This window comes from Candidatus Pelagibacter sp. PS_41, assembly GCF_059417725.1.
The window spans coordinates 994,343-1,014,834 of sequence record NZ_CM182062.1 but is presented as its reverse complement, the minus strand read 5'-3'; the positions used below and the strand labels follow the sequence as shown (position 1 = coordinate 1,014,834).

The window sequence follows — 20,492 nt, the reverse complement described above, 5'->3', positions numbered from 1 at the left end:
GTTCTTTAACACGTCCTATATAGTCACTAAATATTATGTCTAAAAAATGTGAATTAACTGGTAAAATTCCAATGAAAGGTCACAATGTTAGTCACGCTAACAATAAGACTAAAAGAAGATTTTTACCAAATTTAAAAAAAGCTAAATTTACAAGTGAACTTTTAAAGAGAAGTTTAACTTTAACAGTAAGTAATGCTGGAGTTAGATCCGTAGATAAAAAAGGTACATTTGATCAATTTTTAAAAAGTGCAAAAAATAAAAATATTTCACCTAGACTAAAAAAACTAAAAAAGAGTATTCTAATTAAATCTCCATTTATTAAAAAAGCACCAAAAGCATCTCCCAGTAAATCAGCTTAATGAACAAATACTTTTTACTACTTTCATTAATAATGGGAGTTGTAGTACTAGCATCCAATTATCTTGTTCAATTTCCAATAAATTATTATGGACTAGGTGAAATACTTACTTATGGAGCCTTTAGTTATCCAATTGCTTTTTTAATTACTGATTTAGCCAATAGGTCTTACGGTAAGCTTATTGCTAGAAAAATTGTTTATATAGGTTTTGTTATTGGAATAATTTTTACCTTATTTTTTTCAACAAACTTTGAAGATTTAATTTCAATTAGAATAGCCATTGGCTCTGGAGTAGCATTTTTAGTTGCACAGTTAATTGATGTCCAAATCTTTGATCAATTAAGAAAAAAAAAATGGTTTATTGCACCACTTACCTCATCATTAATTGGCTCAACAATTGATACTTTTTTATTTTTTTCAATATCCTTTTATGCATCAGGAATTCCTTGGATTACTTTATCATTAGGGGACTTATCTGTAAAAATACTTGTGGCACTTATAATGCTAATTCCATTTAGGTTATTATTAGGAACTGTTAAAGAATCTAAAGCTTAATACAAAAATTTATAAGATAAAATTTTATAAGCTAATTTAGCTACTAGAAAATTATAGGAATTAAACCCTTTAATAGGTGACAATTCATTTATATCCGCACCCACAATATTTGAGTTTTTAGCTGCTATTCTTATAATATTTAAAGTTTCATCCCACAGTAAGCCACCTGGTTCTGGTGTGCCAGTTGCAGGCATTATACTGGAATCTAATCCATCAACATCAAAAGTTAAATATACAGTTTTATTTTTTATTAATTTTTTGAATTTTTTTAAGTCCCACTTAGCCTTATCTTTTGCCCAAAAGATATCTATTCTAGATGAATTTTTTTTTAAAAAAGGTATTTCACTCTCTGAGATATTTCTAATTCCAAATGAGATTAGTGATACATTTTTATAATCCAAACATCTTCTGATAGCTGATGCATGAGAAAATTTTTCACCATTATAGCTTTCTCTCAAATCTGCATGTGCATCAAAATGTAATAAGCAAATATCTTTATGTTTTTTCACAAATGGAGCAATACAGCCAGGTGTAATAGAATGTTCACCCCCAAATGTTATTGGAAAAAGTTTTTTATCTAATATTTCTTGATTTATATTAGACATCTTTTTTAGGGCTTTCTTTATATCTTTATCAATCTTAAATGGCTTTAGAGTTTTAATTCCAATTTTTTTGTAAGGTTCACAGTGTAATTCTTCATCGTATAATTCAACCTGATGAGAAGCTTTAATAATTTCTTTTGGTCCATTTCTAGTGCCTCCACCATAACTTACAGTTTTTTCTAAACCAAATGGAATAACAACAACCTTTTCTTTAAAATTGGTATTGTTATCAATCCCAAGAAATCCGTTTTTATTAGATAGATATTTCAATTTTATTTAAATATTTTTGAGAAATTTTTTCTCGTTCTGTTTTTCCAATCACCCTTATGATAAGCATCGCTAACAATTAAAGGTAAAACACTGGTAGCTTCCGCAAAGACCATTTGTTCTTTTGTAATATCTACTTTACCCCAAGAGCTTGCTTCTTTTAATGTTGAGCTGCTACAAGCTCCATCTCTAGAGTCTGCTACTGTAATTTGAACTGCATATTTATGCATTCCCACTTCTTTGCCAAGCAGTTCAGCACATATTACTGTATCTTGGATAAAGTTTTTAGGAACTCCTCCACCAATCATAAATAAACCAGATCCTTTTGATTGAATCTTAATTTCTGTTAATTCACGAAACTCTCTTATTGAGTCTATGGTTATATGATTTTTTGGATTATTTTCTTGATGAATAACCAATCCAAATCCAGCACTTGAATCTGTAAAAGCTGGACAAAATATTGGAACGTTATTGTCATAAGCTGTTTCAATTAAAGAATCTTTTTTTACTGAGTATTTTTTTAGGTATTTTCCCATTGCATAAATAAACTCTCTAGAAGTATAACTTCTTGGTTCTAATCCATCTGCAATTTCACATATTCTTTTGTCGCATTCTTGTAATTCATCTTCATCAATATAAGTGTCATATATTCTATCTATGTAGTTTTTTCTCAATTCCGTATCATCTTGAAATTGTGAGCCTTGATAATGCTTAAAACCTAAAGCTTCAAAAAAATCCATATCAACAATTGAGGCACCAGTCGCAATGATTGCATCAACCATATTGTATTTGACTAAATCCTTATAAATATTCATACAGCCAGCGGCAGATGTTGAACCAGCTAGTGTTAAAAAAATAGTGCAATCTTTGTCTTGTATCATTTCATTAAAAATACCAGCTGCATTTGCTGTTTCTCTAGAAACGAAAGACATTTTTTCCATTGATGAGATAATTTTTCTTGCATCAAAAGATGTAATATCAATATGTTCTACAGGGTTTTTTAGAAAATCTTTTTTACTATTATGATTTAAGTTTTTGTTTTCTGACATTAGGCAACTAATATAGCCCTATTATTCTCTTTACCATACATTGTCATTATTGGTTCATCTTCTACTTCATAAATTTCGTTAGAATAAAAACCATTAAATTGAGTTCTAAAAGTAAGACCATAAGCACCAAGTTGACCCAATTCTATATAATCGTTTTCTTTAATATTATTTGGTAATAGAAATGGTCCTTTCATATAATCCATGCTGTCACAAGTAGGACCATAAAAATCAAAAGCAGTTAATTTTTTTGAAATTATTTTTCCTGATTTAATTATACGAGAAGGGTAAACTATATTTGGTGTACCAGCATCGAAAAGAGTTCCATATGTGCCATCATTTATATAAAGCTTTTGTTTTTTTCTAAGATTTATTCTTACAATTGTAGAGCCACTTTCAGCAACTATTGCTCTACCAGGCTCACATATTAATTCTGGAAGTTTTTCTAATTTTAAATTTTCTAATCCTCTTTTTATTTCTTCAAAATAATTATCTAAAGATTGAGGAACAAGATCAGGGTAGATTGCAGGAAACCCACCACCAATATTAATATAGTCAGGAATAATTTTTGTTTTTTTTATTATATTTCCAACTTCTGAAATTCCTTTAACATAAGAAATAGGATGCATACATTGAGAACCAACATGAAAACTTAAGCCAATTTTTTTTGCATATTGTTTTGTTAATCTTAACAAACCAAAAGTCTCAGAGGTTAAAGCACCAAATTTTTTAGATAAATCTATTTCTGCATGTTCGTTTGAAACTGCAATTCTAATAAATAATTCAAGATCTGAAGCATGATTTGTTGACTCAATTATTTTAATTAACTCATCTTTTGTATCTAAAGAAAAAGTTTTAATATTATGATTAAAATAAGCATCTCTAATACTTTCTCTACTTTTTACAGTATGCATGTATGAGCATTTAGCATTAGGATCTATTGCTCTTATATCTTTAATTTCTTGAATTGATGCAACATCAAAGTTTTCAATACCACTCTCAACTATTGTTTTTAAGACTTCCGGATGTGGATTGGTTTTAACAGCGTATAAAATTTTACCAGGAAATTTATTTCTAAAATATGTAGAGGCTAACTGTATAGATTTTTTCCTAATACAATAAATCGGTTTTTCGGGTTTTAGTTGACTTACAAGCTCATCAACACTTTTAAATTTTTGCACTTTATATGCCTCCAAAAAAAATTTAATAAAAAAAAGTTTTTTAAAAAACTAAAAAACTTTCATATAAATCATGCAATTAAGGTAATAGTTAATTAATGTAAAGCAAATAATAGGTGTTGAAATTTTTAAAATAAACACCATATCTAAGGTATGCCTGAACAAATCAATCTTAAAAAACTAAGTGATTTTGACAATAAATCACTATTAATTGTTGATGATGACAACCCTTTTAGAGATAGACTGGCAAGAGCCATGGAAAAAAAGGGCTTTACAGTTTTACAAGCTGAGAGTGTGCAAAAAGGTATTCAAACTGTTAAAACAAATAAACCAGGATTCGCTGTTGTTGATTTAAGGTTAGCTGATGGAAATGGATTGGAAGTTGTTAAAGAAATACAAGTTTCAAATCCCAAAAGTAGAATTATTATGTTAACCGGTTATGGAAATATACCTACGGCGGTAGCAGCCATTAAAGAAGGAGCCATTGATTATTTGGCAAAACCTGCAGATGCTGATGATGTTGAAAAAGCATTATTGGCAGATCCAGAAAAGAAAGCTGAACCACCAGAAAATCCGATGTCAGCAGATAGAGTTAAGTGGGAACATATTCATAGAGTTTTTGAATTATGTAACCGAAATGTATCAGAAACTGCTAGAAGACTTAAGATGCACAGAAGAACTCTACAAAGAATATTATCTAAAAGATCTCCTAGATAAATTTTCTTAATTTAATTATTTTTTTTGCTAATAAAGTTAAAAGACAAATCTTGAATAATTCAGCTAGTAAAAAAGGTGTTACACCTAAACCAAGTATTGGTTTATCCCATCCAATCAAAGTCCCAAGCCAGATTGCTCCAAATATATAAATTATTGAAACTGAAAATATTAATTTAGTAAAAATTAAAAAAATATTATTTTTCATATTGAGATATCCTGCAAAAAAAACTGCAAATAAAAAACCTATTAAGTACCCCATTGTTGGACCGGTAAAATAAACTAAACCAATACCTTTTTCTGGGGAATTAGAAAAAACAGGCATTCCAATAATACCTTCAAATAAATATACACCTACTGTTGTAAGACCAATTTTATACCCAAACGCTAAGCCTATGAAAAGTACAACAAAAGTTTGCATCGTCATTGGCACTGGATAAAATGGTATTTTTAATTTAGCAGAAATGGTTAGAGCAATAGTTCCTAAAAAAATCAATATAAATGTTTTTGTAACTTTTTGAATTGAGTTTGTTTTTAATAGATCCATAAATAAAATTTACTATTTATTATTATAATAATCTAGTTTTTTATTAGTCTTAAAAATACATCTTCTAAATCACCATCATCAGTTGATATATCAACAATTTTGACGTTATTTTTCTTTATTAAGTTTATTAATTTTTCCATATTAACTTTGCTCTTTTCGTAAGAGACACAAACTTCATTGCCTATCTTTGATATTATTTCAAGAGATTCAAGGTCATTTTTTTGAATATTAATTTCTTTATCTGTTTTAAAAGTAACTTTTTTTGTTTGAATTCTATTTAAGAGATTTTTAGTACTATCTAGGGCTACTACATTTCCTTTGTTGAGAATAGCTATTCGATCACACATTTCTTCTGCCTCCTCAAGATAATGTGTTGTCAAAATAATAGTAACACCAAGTTTGTTAAGCATTCTTACATTTTTCCATAAATTTTGTCTCAATTCGACATCAACTCCAGCAGTAGGCTCATCAAGAAAAACGAGAGGAGGCTGATGAACTAACGCTTTAGCCATTAATAATCTTCTTTTCATTCCACCAGATAAACTTCTGGCATAACTATTGGCCTCTTTTTCTAAAGATACTAGATTTAAAATTGTATCAGTAATTCTATCTTTTTCTTTTACACCATATAAGCCTGCCTGAAGTTCTAGTAGTTTTCTTGGACTAAAAAATGGGTCTAAATTTACCTCCTGAGGAACTACTCCAACTGAAGCTCTAACCTGTCTGGGATTTTCATCTAGATCAAATCCACATACATTAACTTCACCCCCAGTCTTAATGACTGTCCCAGCTAAAATATTTATAAAAGTTGTCTTACCTGCTCCATTTGGACCCAGAAGGCCAAATATTTCTCCTTCTTTCACGTCTAAGTTTAAATCATTTAAAGCATAAGTTTTTCCATTATGTTGCTTAGAATAAATTTTTTTTAGATTTTTAACCGAAAGTATATTTTTTTTGTTCATGTGCGTTAATACATTTATAATATTTAAAATAATTAAGATAACATTAACTTAATGGATAAAATTAAAAAAACAGATCACTTTTATTTAATTGATGGTTCAGGTTATATCTTTAGAGCTTACTACGCTCTTCCACCCTTAACCAGAAAAAGTGATGGACTGCCGGTTGGAGCAGTAAGCGGATTTTGTAGTATGTTATTTAAATTATTAGAGGATTCAAAATCAAATGAAAATTTACAAAAACCAACTCATTTTGCAGTAATTTTTGATTCAGCTAGAAAAACTTTTAGAAATGAAATTTATTCAGATTATAAAGCAAATAGATCAGAAGCACCCGATGACTTAGCACCGCAATTTGAATATATAAGAAAATCAGTCCTAGCATTTAATTTACCATCAGTTGATCTCCCAAATTATGAAGCTGATGACTTGATAGCAACTTATACAGAACAGATATTGGCAAAAGGAGCTAAGGTTACGATAGTTTCTTCAGATAAAGATCTAATGCAACTATATAGAAAAGATGTTCGTTTATTTGATCCCATGAAGAATAAATTTATTACCCCAGAAGACATAATGAATAAATTTGGTGTGGAGCCAAAAAAAGTAATTGATGTTCAGTCATTAGCTGGAGATAGTAGTGATAATATTCCTGGAGTTCCAGGCATAGGTGTAAAAACTGCTGCAGAACTCATTAATCAATACGGAACTCTTGAAAAATTATTAGATAATGCTCATGAAATAAAACAAAATAAAAGAAGAGAAACTCTTATAGAAAATAAAGATAAGGCAATTATTAGTAAAAAACTAGTAACCCTTATGAAGGATGCTCCAGCTCAAAGAAAGATAGAGGAATTTCAATTAAAAGAAATAGATAAGGAGAAACTATATAAATTTTTAAGAGAAATGGAATTTAATAGACTTCTTAGCTCAGTCATTTCTGCGTATGGTGAACCTAAATTAGTAACCACTAAAACAGAAAGCTCAGTAAAAGAAAAACAACAAAATATAAGTAAGAAAAATTACCATCTTATTAGTAACGAAGAAGAGATAGAAGAATGGATTAATGAAGCTGAGGAGGCTGGTGAATTAGCAATAGATACTGAAACAAGTTCACTGGATGCACATCAAGCAGATCTTGTTGGAATATCGCTAAGCACAAAAATTGGAAAAGCTTGTTACATTCCAATAGCACATAAATTTGACGGATGCTTAGATAAAAATATTGTAATTAAAAAATTAAAGCCACTTTTGGAGGACAAGAGTGTAAAAAAAATAGGCCAAAATATTAAATTTGATTTTATTGTTTTGTACAAGCAGGGAATAAAAATGAATTCAATGGAAGATACAATGCTGATGTCATATGTGCTTGATGCGGGAAAAAACAGACATAATATGGATACATTATCTGAGATCCACTTACAGCATAAAACAATTTCATTTAAGGAAATAGTGGGTACCGGAAAAAAAGAAATTAATTTCAGCGATGTCGAACTTGATAAGGCAATGGAGTACGCTGCTGAAGATGCGGATATTACTTATAGATTATATAAAATTTTTAATAAAAATCTTAAATTAGAAAAATTAACTAATATTTATGAAATTTTTGAAAAACCTTTAATTGAGATACTAGCCTTTATGGAAATTGAAGGGATAAAAGTTGATAATAAATTTTTGAAAGTACTATCCGAAAAATTCGAGAAAAAAATTAATAAAATAGAAAAAGAAGTTTTTAAAATTTCAAAAAAAGAATTTAATATTGCCTCACCAAAGCAATTAGGTGAAATAATTTATAATGAATTAAAAATAGCTGCCCTTAAGAAAACAAAAAAAGGAAGTTTTGCAACAAATGCAGGTGTACTTGAAGATTTGGCATTTAAAGGACATAAATTCCCACAATTAGTTTTAGATTGGAGACAGGTATCTAAACTTAAAAATACATATTCTGATGCATTACCAGAACATATAAATCCTTCCACAAAAAGAGTACATACTTCATTTTTATTAGCTGCAACAACAACTGGAAGATTAGCTTCAAGTGATCCAAATTTACAAAATATTCCTATTAAATCAGAAGATGGTAAAGATATAAGAAAAGCCTTTATATCCGAAAAAGGGTTTACATTGATCTCAGCAGATTATAATCAAATTGAAATGAGAATTTTAGCTGATTTAGCTGATGTTAAGGAGTTAAAAAAAGCTTTTAAAAATAATGAGGACATTCACACACTTACAGCTAGCCAAGTTTTTAATATTGATATTAAAAAAGTAGACCAAGATATGAGACGAAAAGCAAAAGCAATAAATTTTGGTATTATTTATGGAATTTCACAATATGGTCTTGCAAAACAAATTAATGTTTCAAATCATGAGGCTAATGAATTTTTAGAAGCATACTTTGCTAAATTTCCAGAAATAAAAGTTTATATGGATGACACTATTAAATTTTGTAGAAAGAGTGGATATGTAAACAATGTTTTTGGAAGACGATCACACTTTAATGGAATTAATGATAAGAATTTTAATGTTAGAAATTTTCAAGAGAGAGCTGCAATTAATGCGCCAATTCAAGGTTCGGCATCTGAAATTATGAGACTTGCAATGATTAGAATTGATCAAAAGTTTAAAGAAATAAAAAATAATAAGTCAAAGATACTGCTACAAATTCACGATGAGTTAATTTTTGAAGTTCCAAAAAAAGAGGCAAAGAATATAACTAAGATCATCAAAGAAGAGATGACCAGTGTTACGAATAGTGATTTGCATGCTTTTTCAATCCCATTAACAGTGGATATAAATACGGGTGATAATTGGGGAGTACTTCATTAATTAATGAACATTGCCTAAATTAGAACAATTTAGTATTTTTAAAGTAGATTATGCAAACACAAACAATCGCTTTAATAGATGACGATCGAAATATACTTACAAGTATAAGTATTGCGCTTGAAAAAGAAGGTTTCAAGGTTCAAACTTATATTGATGGCGAAAGTGCATTAATTGGACTAAGTAGAACACCACCAGATTTAGCAGTAATTGATATTAAAATGCCAAAAATGGATGGTGAAGAACTTTTAAAAAAATTAAGAAAAAAAACTTCTCTGCCAGTAATTTTTTTAACATCGAAAGAAGATGAAATAGATGAACTGTTAGGGTTAAAATTAGGAGCAGATGATTTTATAAAAAAATCTGGTGGATTTTCCATAAAAGTTTTAATTGAAAGAATAAGAGTTCAGCTAAGAAAAAAGGATATCAATGTTAACCTTGAAGAGACCAAGAGTATAATTTCTCATGGAAGACTTAAACTTGATCCTTCACAACTGGAATGTGAATGGAATGGGAAGCAGTTACCAGATAAACTTACAACAACAGAATTTTTAATAGTTAAAGAGTTAGCCAAAAGACCAGGCATAATCAAGGAACGTGCACAGTTAATGGACATAGCCTATAGAGAAGATACTGACATTGAAGATAGAACTATAGATAGCCATGTCAAAAGAATTAGAAAAAAATTTAAAAAAGTTGATCCTGATTTTACTGCAATTGAAACAAGATATGGTAGTGGATACAGATGGAACGTTAGTTGATGTTCACAAATTTCATAAAAAGCTTATCAATTTTAAAAAAATTTTTATTTATAAATTTAATAATTTTTTTAGTAATTGGTAGTCTAGCATTTTTGTATATTAGCAATGTTAAACCAATCTTAATTAAAAATAAAACTACCAAACATATTAAAATAATCAATAATACCATTGAACACATACTTCGACTAAATATAAAATTTGAAGAAGAAGATATTAGAAGATTTTTATTTTCAACAAGATTTTTATTTCAAAATTTAGATAGAGTTATTCTATTTGATAATCAATTTAATCTAGTGGGAGATACTGATACTCTAGATTTAGACCCAAGATCATTTTCAAATAGACTAGACATTGTTCAATTAGAAACTTTAAATGAAGAAAAAAGCAATAAAATAGTTGAAACGAAAAATATAAATAAGGAAAAAACTATTTCTTTAAAAGATATTTTAACAAATTATTCATGGTCTAAGGATTATGGAAAACCTTATACTTTTGTACAAGAAGGGTATGACCAGTTCCTACTGACAACAATAAACAATGTAATATTGGATGGTAAAAATATTGGCTATTTAGTAATTACAGAAAATGCCAACGATGTAAAGTTAGCTATTGATGAGAGAAAAACTTTTATTTTAAGAACAGTAATTTTTATTGTTATTGTTATTTTTATCTTTTCTTTTGTATTAAATAGATATTTTTTAAAACCAATAAAAAGTTTAGTAACCTATACAAAAATAATTAAAGAAAAGAGCAGGAAGAAAACAAATATAAACGAACTGAAAAATCGAAATGATGAATTGGGAACTTTATCAAATTCTTTAGATGATATGACAAGTGAGCTTCAAAAAAGAATCTCCCATGCAGAAAACTTTTCAACGGATCTTGTTCATGAAATAAGAAACCCCTTAACATCATTAAAAAGTGCATCTGAAATTCTAAACGAAACTGTTGATCAATCTCAAAGAAGTAAATTAATTAACATTCTTAATCATGATGTTCAAAGAATTGAGAGATTAATTACTGATTATTCTCAAATGTTGAAGGACGAGGTCGCTTTAAGTAAAGAAAAGATGAAACGAATTAATCTTAAAACAATAGCACAATCTGTTGTTGATGATTTCAACAATATTTATGAGGCTAAAAGGGGCATAAAAATAATACTAAATGATCTAAATAATTATGACGAATATTGTATAAATGGAATAGAAAATAGAATTGAACAAATTATTGCAAATTTGCTTGATAATTCAATTTCATTTAGTGAGGACAATAAAAGAATTTTAGTTGAAATTTTTAAAGATGATAAAAATGGTATCATTTTAAAGGTTATAGATGAAGGTAAAGGATTTAAAGAAACTAATACAAAAAAAATATTTGATAGATTTTATAGTAATAGACCAGATAATTTTGGTCAACATTCAGGTTTAGGTTTAAACATAGTGAAAAATTTAGTTGAACTACACGGTGCTTCAGTCAGTGCTGCTAACAATACAGCACGAAAGGGTGCAAATATTGAAATTATATTCCCCAAAGCCTAAACATAAGTTGATAAATCAATTTTTTACTGCTAGAAAACCGTTCAATGGATGATTTTAAAGTAAAAGATATATCACAAGCAGAATTTGGTAGAAAAGAAATTTCTATTGCAGAAAGTGAAATGCCAGGACTAATGGCTTTAAGAGAGGAGTATCAAGGAAAAACTCCTTTAAAGGGTGCAAAAATTCTTGGTTGTCTTCATATGACAATTCAAACAGCTGTTTTAATTGAGACACTTGTTGAGCTTGGAGCTGAAGTGAGATGGTCTTCATGTAATATTTTTTCAACTCAAGATCATGCAGCGGCAGCCATAGCAAAAGCAGGCATACCAGTTTTTGCCTGGAAAGGCGAGACAGAAGAGGAATATCTTTGGTGTATAAAACAAACCATTGAAGGAAAAAAAGATTGGAAAGCTAATATGTTATTGGATGATGGTGGTGATTTAACTGCAATTATGCACAACGAATACAAGGATTTATTAAAAGAAATAAAAGGTCTTTCAGAAGAAACTACTACAGGAATTAAAGCACTTAATAAAATGGAAAAAGAGGGCTCTTTAATGATCCCTGCAATTAATGTTAACGACTCAGTTACAAAATCAAAATTTGATAATTTATATGGTTGCAGAGAAAGTTTGGTTGACGGTATTAGAAGAGCTACAGATGTTATGATGTCAGGAAAGGTTGCAATTGTTGCAGGCTTTGGTGATGTTGGTAAAGGTAGTGCTGCATCATTAAGAAATAGCGGTGCTAGAGTAATGGTCACTGAAGCAGATCCAATTTGTGCACTTCAAGCAGCAATGGAGGGATATGAAGTTGTGTTAATGGATGATGCTATCGATAAAGCTGATATCATTGTAACAGCAACTGGGAATAAAGATATTGTTACAGCTGATCACATGAGAAAAATGAAGGATAGAGCAATACTTTGCAATATTGGACATTTTGATAATGAAATTCAAGTTGATGCTTTAAAAAACTATAAATGGTCTGAAATTAAACCAGAAGTAGATGAGATTGAGTTAGTTGACGGTAAGAGAATTATTTTATTAGCCAAAGGTAGACTAGTGAATTTAGGTTGTGCAACGGGACATCCTAGTTTTGTAATGAGCGCATCATTTACAAATCAGGTAATGGCTCAGATAGAATTATGGAATAACCATAAAAATTATGAAAATAAAGTTTATGTATTACCAAAAAATTTAGATGAAAAAGTTGCAATGCTTCACCTAAAAAAAGTGGGTGCAAAACTGACCAAACTATCTAAAGAACAAGCAGATTATATAAGCGTTGAGACAGAAGGACCATTTAAACCAGATGCTTATCGCTACTAATAGCGAAAAACTAGATATCTCATTAGAAGATAGAACCTCAGAATTAGCTAAAAAAATTTCAATATCATTGAATAAAGCTGATGTTGTATTATTTCATGGTGAAATAGGCGTTGGTAAAACAACTTTTATAAAACATCTAATTAATAATTTACAAAAATTAAATAATATAAATCAAACAGAAATTACAAGCCCTACATTTAATTTAGTAAATGAGTATGATGTTGGAAAATTTACCGTTCAACATTATGATCTTTATAGACTAAAAAATATTGATGAGATAAAAAATATTGGTCTATTAGAAAATAGAAAGGAAGTTTTAACCTTAATTGAATGGCCAGAAAAAATAGAAAAAAATATTGAAGATAAGATAGAATTATTTTTTGAATATAATGATGATTTAAGTAAGAGATTTTTAACTATCAAAAATTTAAAAAACTAAATGCTGCCTTATAATTATAAATTAAAAAAATTAAAAGGTGACGCATCATTTAGAACCTTTTATAGACAGATTAAAGAAACAAAAAAATCTGTTATAGTTCATGCATCTAAAGAAAAAGAAAAAAATTTATTAATTTATGATGCAATTAATAAATTGTTAATTCAAAATAAAATTTTAGCCCCTAAACTTTATAGTGAAAATTATAAACAAAATTTTATAGAAATTGAAGATTTTGGTGATCAAACAGTTTTTAATCTATTAAAAAAAAATAATAATCAACAATTAAACTTATTTAAAAAATCAGTTCAGCTTCTTCAAAAAATTCAAACAATTAAAAAAAATAAAGTTATAAATTTTAAAAATAAAATTTATAAGATACCCCGTTATAGCAATAGTATATTGCACGAAGAAGCCAATTTATTTACCAAATGGTATGCTAAAAAATTTGTAAAAAAAAATAAATTTTTAAAGTTTAAAAGAGAAATTAATGAACAAATAATAATTTTATCAAGAAATTTAAGATGTAAACATAATGTTTTTGTTCATCGAGATTTTCATGTATCTAATTTAATGAAATTTAATGGAAAATTAGGAGTTATAGATACACAAGATGCATTGATAGGAAATAGAGCTTATGATTTAGCATCTTTAATTGATGATGTTAGATTTAAAACCAGTCAAAAGTTAAAAGGAGATATATTTAGATATTATATAAAATTGAATAAAAAAAATATTGATGAGTATAATTTAATTAATGATTTCGAAATTTTATCAATTCTTAGAAATATGAAAATAATTGGAATTTTCACAAGATTGGCTATTAGAGATAAGAAGTTAAAATATTTAAAATTAATACCTTATGCTTGGAGATTAATAGAACTAAGAATTAAAAAAAAACCAGTTTTTAATGATTTAAAGAAAATATTAGATAATAATTTTTCAAATAAAATGAGAAAAATTTAATGAAAATTAAAACTGCATTAATTTTGTGTGCTGGTTATGGAAAGAGGTTAAACCCATTAACACTAACAACACCAAAACCACTCTTAAAAATTAATCAAATTACATTATTAGAGAATTGTATTAACTTAATAGTATCATTAGGCATAAAAAAAATTCTAGTAAATACTTTTTATTTAGAAGAAAAAATCAAAAACTTTATAGAAGAAAAAAAATTTAAAATTGAAATTAAAATAATTAAAGATGGAAATAATATTTTAAACACAGGAGGAGGAGTTTTAAATATGGTAAATTCTTCAGAAGACATGGATTTCTTAGTTTTTAATCCAGATACGGTATGGGGTGAAAATTATAAAAACGATATAGAGGGTATGGAAAAACTATACTTCTTAAATAAAATCAAGAATATACTTTTATTAGTAAATAAGAATATTAGCTTTGATAAAAATTTGCCAGGTGATTTTAGCCTTAATAATAATATGATTAAAAAAGATAAATTAAATAATTTAATTTATACAGGATGCCAAATTATAAATAAGGATTTATTTAAATCTTATTCAGTTCATAATTTTTCAATATCAGAGATTTGGAATAATTTAATTGAAAGTAATAGTCTTTATGGTTTTGAAAGTTTAGAAAATTTTTATCACTTAACTAATCTCGAAGTTTACGAGAATCTATTAAAAAACTAGTAAATTTTTAGCTCTTTCTTTATCTAAATAAAAACACTCCTTAATATTAAGTGAAATATCTAAATCGATTAAAAGTGGATTGCCCGTAGGTATTTCTAATAATGATATTTTGTCTTTATCTAATTTAAATAAGTATTTACATAAAGCTCTAATAGAATTTCCATGTGCTGAAATTAAAATATTTTTATTATCCAAAAGTTTATTTTGTATTTCATTTTTGTAAAATTGAATGACTCTTTCATAAGTATCTTTAAGAGACTCTGTGTCAGGAATATTTTCTTTTGGAATATCCTTATACACTTCAATATTTAAAGGATGATAAGGGTTTTTTCTGTCTAAAGGATCAGGTCTAATATCCCAAGATCGTCTGAATTCATGAATTTTTTTTTCACCAAGTTTTTCTTTCATCTCATCTTTATTTAATCCAGTTAATGAGCCATAATGTCTTTCATTTAATTGCCAGGCTCGAATGAATTGTTTGTCATCTCCCAGTGTATTTCGAATAAATTTTAGTGTGTTAATGGCTCTTAATTGAAATGATGAAAAAAAATAATCGATATTGAGTTTAATTTTTTTAATACTTTCTCCCGCTTTAAGCGCTTCTTGCTTTCCTTGTTCTGTGAGATCAACATCCACCCAGCCTGTAAATCTTTTTTTTAGATTCCATTCACTTTGTCCATGTCTAACTAAAATTAAATGAGGCATTTGATATATTTTAATAACTTATATAACCTATAAAATGAATATAATTATTATGAATAATTTAATAAAATTTTCAAAACTCATATTCTATTTTTTAAACATAATATTAATTATACTCTATTTGTTTCCAGGCAGTATTTTTGGGTATTTTCTTTATAATGACTTAAATATTCAACCTCAAATAACTAGAGATTTTATTATATCTAGTAATCATTTTTATGCTTTTGCTTTACTTTCTATTTTTGGTTTTTTTGCTTATCATAAGACTAAAAATATAAATTTTTTATCTTTATATTTAATATTTCTATCAATTATTCTAGAATTTTTTCATCTTATTATTCCTTACAGAGGATTTGAATTTAGTGATTTATTTGGAAACTTAGCAGGTGTTATATTTGTAGTTATTATTTATAAAGTGATAAGTAGGTATGCTTAAAATTAAAAATTTTATTTTTTTTTCAATATTTACTTTAATTTTAGGCTGTTCTTCAATTCCACAAAATACATCAAATAGCTGTTCAATTTTTAATGAGAGATATCTTTGGTATAAACATGCTAAAAGTACTGAAAAAAAATGGGGCACCCCAATCTATGTTCAACTGGCAATAATAAAAATGGAGTCTGATTTTCACTGGTTAGCAAAACCAGAAAGACAAAAACTATTTAAAATTATACCCTTTAAAAGACCCTCAAGTTCTTTTGGTTATTCTCAAGCAGTCAAAGGAACATGGGAGCAATATAAAAATGAGACAGGTAATAAATTAGCAACAAGGGCAAGATTTAAGGATAGCGTTGATTTTATTGGTTGGTATACAGATAAAACAGAATCTCTCCTAAAAATTTCAAAACAGGATGCATTTAGACAATATATTGCATATCACGAAGGTTGGGGTGGTTATAAAAATTATAAAAATAATCAAAAAGTTATAGGATTAGCAAAAAGAGTTAAAAATCAATCTGATAAATATAAATCTCAACTTAAAGAATGTCAGAAAAGATTAAATAAAAATAAATATATTATTTTTTAACGAAGCTGTTTTTTTAATTCAATGTCAACAGCATCTATTCGTTTAGTATTTTTTGCTAATACCAAATACATAGTTGGTGTCACATAAAGAGTAAATAATGTTGAGATGATCATTCCTCCCAAGATAGTTGCTCCTATTGCTAATCGCGAAGCTTCTCCAGCTCCAGGGCCAATGTTTCCGATAACAAGTGGTAACATTGCTATCATCGTGCTCATTGATGTCATCATTATTGGTCTAAATCTTAATTGGCAAGCTTCTTTAACTGATGTTTCAATATTTTTACCAACTGTTCGGAGTTGGTTTGCATAATCCACTATAAGTATACTGTTCTTGGTAGATATTCCAATTAATATAACCAGAGCAATTTGTGAAAAAATATTTATAGAACTGTTTAAGAATAAAATAAAAACTAATCCACCAAAAAGAGCCAGCGGTACAGTTAACATAATTATGAAAGGGTGAATGAATGAATTAAAAGTTGCAGCCATTACCAAATATGCTGTTAAGAAAGCTAAAGCAAAAATAATAAATAATTCATTACTAGTTTCTTTTAATTCTTCTGATTTACCTTTCCAGGTAATTTGATTTTCTACTCCAAGATTTGAGATTGTTTGTTCCAAATAAGATATAGCTTCACTTAATGTATAATTTTCTGAAATATTTGCAGATATAGTTACTGCACTTTGTCTATTATATCTTGCTAGTTTTTTAGCAGAACCTTCTTCTTTAAACTCTACTAAATTTGCAAGAGAAATTAATTTTCCAGTTGTATCAGATCTTACAAATATTTTTGCTAAGCTCTCTTTGGATCTTCTATCCTCCAAGTACTGCTGTAAAATAATTGGGTATTCTTTACCGCGTTGATCAAATTTTGTAACAGTTTTACCCCCATAAAGTGTCTCTAACGTCTTACCAATTGAGTCAGTTGATATTCCTAAGTCTTTAGCCTTATTTTTATTGATAATAAGTTTAATCTCAGGCTTATCTCTAGAATAATCAGACTCTATTCTTGAAAGTTGTTTATTTTTTCTAAGCTCTGATATTATCATATTTTGAATTACTTCTAATTCTTCGTAAGTTGAGCCCAATATAACCATTTGAACTGGTTTATTAAAATTAGAAACACGAATTGATTGAGGTGATATTGGAAAAGCTACAGTTTCAGGAACAGTAACAATTTTTCCAATAGCTTCTCTCATCACAGTTTGGGAACTTTTTTTTCTATCAGCCCAATCATCTAGTAGAGCAATAATTATGAAACTATTAAATGAATTTCTATTACTTCCAAAACCCGGAACTCTCATAATAAATCTTTTATACGGACTATCTTTTGCCTGAAGAAGAGGTATTAATCTTTCTTCAACATCTTGAGCTCTTTTTTCCGTGTATTCAAATGAACTTCCTTCATCAGTGAAACCAAGAACAAGATATACACCTCTGTCCTCTAAAGGTAACAATTCTTTTTTTGTAAATGTATACAAAATACCAGAAGCCAAGATAGTTAAAATAATAAATGAAATTATAATTTTCTGTTTATTAAGCCAATAATTTAAAGTTTCTTCGTAAAATTTTGATAATGATTTAAAAAAAGTATCAAATTTAATCACTACTTTATTTTGTTTCGGTTGTTTAATTAAAAATTTGCTTGCTAACATAGGAGATAGTGTAAGAGCAACGAATGACGATACGACTATAGAAAAAGACAGCGCTATTGCGGTCTCTCTAAATAATGTTCCAGCAATTCCATCAATAAATATTAATGGTAGAAAAACAGCCACCAGGATTAATGTTGTAGCAATAATTGCAAAACTTATTTGTTTTGATCCCTTATAAGAAGCTACTAGTGGATTTTCTCCTTTTTCAATTCTAGAATAAATTGCATCAGTCATTATTACAGAGTCATCAGTAATAATTCCAATAGCTAAAATAAAACTTAATAAGACAAAAATATTTATTGAAAGTCCAAATAGATAAAGCCCTAAAAAAGAAGCAATTAAACTCACAGGTAGAGCAATTGCAGGAACAATTACCGCTTTTATATTTCCAAGAAATAAATAAATAATTATTACAACTAAAATAAAAGCTACCAGAAGGGTTTTGTAAACTTCATTAATAGCTGAAGAAACATAGTCAGCTCTATTAAAAGCAACTTCAATGTTAACTCCTTCAGGTAATGTTTTTTTAACTTCAGTTATTTTTTTTTTAATTGCTTTTGATAGTTCTACTGTTGAAGCGCCACTTTTTGCATAAATACCAATACCTACAGTTTTTAAATTTAAAGCTTCTTTTGTTTGAGCCTTAAATAATGTTTTTTCAGAAACTGGTCCAAATTCCACAACTGCGACATCAGAAAGTTTAACAATGCTATCTTTTAACATTTTAATTGGTAACTCTTTGATGGAATTAATATTATTATAAGACTTATCTAAATTTAAAGTTAAATCTATGTTGTTTGCCTCAAGTGTACCAGCAGGTAAACTTACATTTTCATTTCTTAATGCCCTCTCAACCTCTTGAATTGTTAGATTGTTTGCAGCTAGTTTTATAGGGTCTATCCAAACTCTAACACTTAATTCTCTTAATCCTCCAGTTCTAATTCTACCAACATTTTTAACGCTTGAAAACTGGTCAACCAAATATCTTTCTGTGTAATCTCCAAGCTCTAAATCACTCCAATTATTAGAAGTTACTGCTAACCACATTGTGGTAGTAAACCCAGCAGATTGTTTTAATATCTGAGGAGCATTTGCTTCACTTGGAAGATTATCAACAACTCTTGCAACTCTTTCTCTGATATCATTTGCAGCGTCGTCTAAATCTATATCAGTATTAAATTCAATATTAACAGAACTACTCCCATTTTCAGATGAAGAGTCTATATTCTTTATTCCTTCAGCTCCTCCAATAATATCTTCGATTACTTGAGTGATTTCCTGATTAATGATTGATGCAGATGCTGATTTATAATCCACTCTAACCTGTACCACCGGTGGTTGTAAGCCATCAGGATTTTCTCTAACAGGTAATTCAAAAAAAACAAAAATACCAAATACAACTAATATAAGAGACATTACCCACGCAATAACTGGTCTTCTTATACTTACTTCTGTTATATACATTATTTTTTAATTGGTTTAATTTCACCTTTAGGTCTTACTTTCTTTAGCCCTTCAGCAACAATAATTTCTCCTTCATCAAGACCTGATACGATTTCAATAAATCCATTATTTCTAATTCCAATTTCTATTTCAATTTTATTTGCAATATTATCTTCAGACACTTTATAAACAAAATACTTGCTACCCTCTACCATCATGCTTGTATCTGGAATCCCAAGAGAGTTTCTTTCATTGTAATTAACATTGATTTCTAGAAGGGACCCTGGAATTAATTCAGAATTTTCATTTTGAATTATAACTCTTGTTAATAAACTTCTTGTTTCAGCATTAATTCTACTTGAAACAGCATATATTTTTCCATCATATACTTTATTTTTCATACCTGAGAATTTTGCCTTAACAGGTAAATCTTTTTTGATAAAAGAAGCAAATGTTTCAGGGATTTTAATATCAGAATATAAAATTGAATTATCATCTAATGTTATAATAATAGAATTATCTGAGCCAAGAATATCTCCTGTAATACCTCTATATCCAAGCACACCATCAAATGGAGCAACAATGTTTCTATCTTTAAGCTGAACTATTAAATCTCCTTTTTTTACATTATCTTTTAAAGTTAATTCACCAGTTAAATCATCTTTTTTAATTCTAAAAGACTCAGTTCTTTTTGAGACTGCAGTACCATAACTTTCAATTTTTTCAGAAAAATCTTTATATGAAACTTCTTTAACGATTATTCCTGGAGGCGGTCTTTTACTAAACTTTTTCGCAAAATGGTTACCAATCATTGTTCTTCCAACAATCACAATTGTAATAATTAAAAAGAAAGAAATAATTGCTGAAGTAATTTTTGTTGATCTTTTCATA

20 protein-coding genes are annotated in these 20,492 nt (G+C 28.1%); 12 read left to right on the top strand and 8 right to left on the bottom strand.

The window, feature by feature from the left end:
* Nucleotides 1–35: 35 nt before the first annotated feature.
* Together rpmB and AC5SL8_RS05575 are read left to right on the top strand one after the other, a co-directional pair.
* A complete protein-coding gene (rpmB, locus tag AC5SL8_RS05580) occupies nt 36–359 on the top strand; it encodes a 50S ribosomal protein L28 (protein WP_494579557.1) in 324 nt (107 codons plus the stop codon).
* On the top strand, nt 359–913 hold the full coding sequence (locus tag AC5SL8_RS05575; RefSeq protein WP_494579555.1) for a queuosine precursor transporter: 555 nt from the start codon (nt 359–361) through the stop codon (nt 911–913). The genes rpmB and AC5SL8_RS05575 overlap by 1 nt, the downstream gene beginning before the upstream one ends.
* Here the strand turns inward: AC5SL8_RS05575 and speB are convergent.
* From speB to AC5SL8_RS05560, 3 genes are read right to left on the bottom strand one after another with little or no spacing between them, the layout of a single operon-like run.
* Nucleotides 910–1,785 carry an agmatinase gene (gene speB / locus AC5SL8_RS05570; protein WP_494572998.1) on the bottom strand — a complete coding sequence of 292 codons (876 nt, stop codon included), beginning with the start codon at nt 1,783–1,785 and terminating at the stop codon, nt 910–912. The two genes, AC5SL8_RS05575 and speB, sit on opposite strands and share 4 nt — an antisense overlap.
* A 2-nt stretch (nt 1,786–1,787) precedes the next feature.
* Nucleotides 1,788–2,831, bottom strand: coding sequence for a 1,9-bis(guanidino)-5-aza-nonane synthase (locus tag AC5SL8_RS05565; RefSeq protein ID WP_494579553.1), 1,044 nt, complete (start codon nt 2,829–2,831; stop codon nt 1,788–1,790).
* Entirely contained in the window at nt 2,831–4,009 is a 1,179-nt protein-coding gene (locus tag AC5SL8_RS05560) for a type III PLP-dependent enzyme (RefSeq protein WP_494579551.1), read from the bottom strand. The genes AC5SL8_RS05565 and AC5SL8_RS05560 overlap by 1 nt, the downstream gene beginning before the upstream one ends.
* Nucleotides 4,010–4,159: 150 nt before the next feature.
* On the opposite strand from AC5SL8_RS05560, the gene AC5SL8_RS05555 reads away from it, so the two are divergent.
* The gene (locus tag AC5SL8_RS05555) at nt 4,160–4,723 is read left to right on the top strand and encodes an ActR/PrrA/RegA family redox response regulator transcription factor (protein ID WP_494579550.1); all 564 of its coding nucleotides are present in this window, start codon (nt 4,160–4,162) and stop codon (nt 4,721–4,723) included.
* Here the strand turns inward: AC5SL8_RS05555 and AC5SL8_RS05550 are convergent.
* Nucleotides 4,716–5,267 (bottom strand): biotin transporter BioY, encoded by a 552-nt coding sequence (locus AC5SL8_RS05550; protein WP_494579548.1) that lies wholly within the window; start codon nt 5,265–5,267, stop codon nt 4,716–4,718. The two genes, AC5SL8_RS05555 and AC5SL8_RS05550, sit on opposite strands and share 8 nt — an antisense overlap.
* Before the next feature lie 32 nt (nt 5,268–5,299).
* Nucleotides 5,300–6,229 (bottom strand): ABC transporter ATP-binding protein, encoded by a 930-nt coding sequence (locus AC5SL8_RS05545; RefSeq protein WP_494579547.1) that lies wholly within the window; start codon nt 6,227–6,229, stop codon nt 5,300–5,302.
* Between the two features lie 51 nt (nt 6,230–6,280).
* On the opposite strand from AC5SL8_RS05545, the gene polA reads away from it, so the two are divergent.
* The 7 genes from polA to AC5SL8_RS05510 are packed head-to-tail and all read left to right on the top strand — an operon-like array spanning nt 6,281 to nt 14,773.
* Nucleotides 6,281–9,055: a DNA polymerase I gene (gene polA / locus AC5SL8_RS05540; protein ID WP_494579546.1), complete on the top strand. Its 2,775-nt coding sequence runs from the start codon at nt 6,281–6,283 to the stop codon at nt 9,053–9,055.
* A 50-nt stretch (nt 9,056–9,105) separates the two neighbouring features.
* Nucleotides 9,106–9,813 carry a response regulator transcription factor gene (locus AC5SL8_RS05535; protein ID WP_494579544.1) on the top strand — a complete coding sequence of 236 codons (708 nt, stop codon included), beginning with the start codon at nt 9,106–9,108 and terminating at the stop codon, nt 9,811–9,813.
* A complete protein-coding gene (locus AC5SL8_RS05530) occupies nt 9,813–11,351 on the top strand; it encodes a sensor histidine kinase (protein ID WP_494579543.1) in 1,539 nt (512 codons plus the stop codon). The genes AC5SL8_RS05535 and AC5SL8_RS05530 overlap by 1 nt, the downstream gene beginning before the upstream one ends.
* Nucleotides 11,352–11,395: 44 nt before the next feature.
* Entirely contained in the window at nt 11,396–12,682 is a 1,287-nt protein-coding gene (gene ahcY, locus AC5SL8_RS05525) for an adenosylhomocysteinase (protein ID WP_494579542.1), read from the top strand.
* Nucleotides 12,666–13,121, top strand: coding sequence for a tRNA (adenosine(37)-N6)-threonylcarbamoyltransferase complex ATPase subunit type 1 TsaE (tsaE, locus tag AC5SL8_RS05520; protein WP_494579540.1), 456 nt, complete (start codon nt 12,666–12,668; stop codon nt 13,119–13,121). Before ahcY ends, tsaE begins: the two co-directional genes overlap by 17 nt.
* Nucleotides 13,122–14,084, top strand: coding sequence for an aminoglycoside phosphotransferase family protein (locus AC5SL8_RS05515; protein ID WP_494579538.1), 963 nt, complete (start codon nt 13,122–13,124; stop codon nt 14,082–14,084).
* On the top strand, nt 14,084–14,773 hold the full coding sequence (locus AC5SL8_RS05510) for a sugar phosphate nucleotidyltransferase (RefSeq protein WP_494579536.1): 690 nt from the start codon (nt 14,084–14,086) through the stop codon (nt 14,771–14,773). Before AC5SL8_RS05515 ends, AC5SL8_RS05510 begins: the two co-directional genes overlap by 1 nt.
* On the opposite strand, the gene AC5SL8_RS05505 is transcribed toward AC5SL8_RS05510, so the two are convergent.
* Complete coding sequence (locus tag AC5SL8_RS05505) at nt 14,762–15,478, bottom strand: 2,3-bisphosphoglycerate-dependent phosphoglycerate mutase (protein ID WP_494579534.1); 717 nt, start codon at nt 15,476–15,478, stop codon at nt 14,762–14,764. The genes AC5SL8_RS05510 and AC5SL8_RS05505 overlap by 12 nt on opposite strands.
* Nucleotides 15,479–15,512: 34 nt before the next feature.
* Here AC5SL8_RS05505 and AC5SL8_RS05500 point away from each other — a divergent pair, with 34 nt between their 5' ends.
* Together AC5SL8_RS05500 and AC5SL8_RS05495 are read left to right on the top strand one after the other, a co-directional pair.
* Entirely contained in the window at nt 15,513–15,911 is a 399-nt protein-coding gene (locus AC5SL8_RS05500) for a VanZ family protein (RefSeq protein WP_494579532.1), read from the top strand.
* Nucleotides 15,904–16,503, top strand: a complete 600-nt coding sequence (locus AC5SL8_RS05495; RefSeq protein ID WP_494579530.1) for a transglycosylase SLT domain-containing protein — start codon at nt 15,904–15,906, stop codon at nt 16,501–16,503. The genes AC5SL8_RS05500 and AC5SL8_RS05495 overlap by 8 nt, the downstream gene beginning before the upstream one ends.
* Here the strand turns inward: AC5SL8_RS05495 and AC5SL8_RS05490 are convergent.
* Nucleotides 16,500–19,622: an efflux RND transporter permease subunit gene (locus AC5SL8_RS05490; RefSeq protein WP_494579529.1), complete on the bottom strand. Its 3,123-nt coding sequence runs from the start codon at nt 19,620–19,622 to the stop codon at nt 16,500–16,502. The genes AC5SL8_RS05495 and AC5SL8_RS05490 overlap by 4 nt on opposite strands.
* Complete coding sequence (locus AC5SL8_RS05485) at nt 19,622–20,491, bottom strand: efflux RND transporter periplasmic adaptor subunit (protein ID WP_494579527.1); 870 nt, start codon at nt 20,489–20,491, stop codon at nt 19,622–19,624. The genes AC5SL8_RS05490 and AC5SL8_RS05485 overlap by 1 nt, the downstream gene beginning before the upstream one ends.
* Between the last annotated feature and the right edge of the window lies 1 nt (nt 20,492).

Coding starts and splice junctions, on each gene's coding strand:
- AC5SL8_RS05510 (WP_494579536.1), top strand. CDS start 14,084: ATGAAAATTAAAACTGCATTAATTTTGTGTGCTGGTTATGGAAAGAGG.
- tsaE (WP_494579540.1), top strand. CDS start 12,666: ATGCTTATCGCTACTAATAGCGAAAAACTAGATATCTCATTAGAAGAT.
- AC5SL8_RS05485 (WP_494579527.1), bottom strand. CDS start 20,491: ATGAAAAGATCAACAAAAATTACTTCAGCAATTATTTCTTTCTTTTTA.
- AC5SL8_RS05500 (WP_494579532.1), top strand. CDS start 15,513: ATGAATATAATTATTATGAATAATTTAATAAAATTTTCAAAACTCATA.
- AC5SL8_RS05545 (WP_494579547.1), bottom strand. CDS start 6,229: ATGAACAAAAAAAATATACTTTCGGTTAAAAATCTAAAAAAAATTTAT.
- polA (WP_494579546.1), top strand. CDS start 6,281: ATGGATAAAATTAAAAAAACAGATCACTTTTATTTAATTGATGGTTCA.
- AC5SL8_RS05555 (WP_494579550.1), top strand. CDS start 4,160: ATGCCTGAACAAATCAATCTTAAAAAACTAAGTGATTTTGACAATAAA.
- AC5SL8_RS05530 (WP_494579543.1), top strand. CDS start 9,813: ATGTTCACAAATTTCATAAAAAGCTTATCAATTTTAAAAAAATTTTTA.
- AC5SL8_RS05490 (WP_494579529.1), bottom strand. CDS start 19,622: ATGTATATAACAGAAGTAAGTATAAGAAGACCAGTTATTGCGTGGGTA.
- ahcY (WP_494579542.1), top strand. CDS start 11,396: ATGGATGATTTTAAAGTAAAAGATATATCACAAGCAGAATTTGGTAGA.
- AC5SL8_RS05495 (WP_494579530.1), top strand. CDS start 15,904: ATGCTTAAAATTAAAAATTTTATTTTTTTTTCAATATTTACTTTAATT.
- AC5SL8_RS05575 (WP_494579555.1), top strand. CDS start 359: ATGAACAAATACTTTTTACTACTTTCATTAATAATGGGAGTTGTAGTA.
- AC5SL8_RS05565 (WP_494579553.1), bottom strand. CDS start 2,831: ATGTCAGAAAACAAAAACTTAAATCATAATAGTAAAAAAGATTTTCTA.
- AC5SL8_RS05550 (WP_494579548.1), bottom strand. CDS start 5,267: ATGGATCTATTAAAAACAAACTCAATTCAAAAAGTTACAAAAACATTT.
- AC5SL8_RS05505 (WP_494579534.1), bottom strand. CDS start 15,478: ATGCCTCATTTAATTTTAGTTAGACATGGACAAAGTGAATGGAATCTA.
- AC5SL8_RS05515 (WP_494579538.1), top strand. CDS start 13,122: ATGCTGCCTTATAATTATAAATTAAAAAAATTAAAAGGTGACGCATCA.
- AC5SL8_RS05535 (WP_494579544.1), top strand. CDS start 9,106: ATGCAAACACAAACAATCGCTTTAATAGATGACGATCGAAATATACTT.
- rpmB (WP_494579557.1), top strand. CDS start 36: ATGTCTAAAAAATGTGAATTAACTGGTAAAATTCCAATGAAAGGTCAC.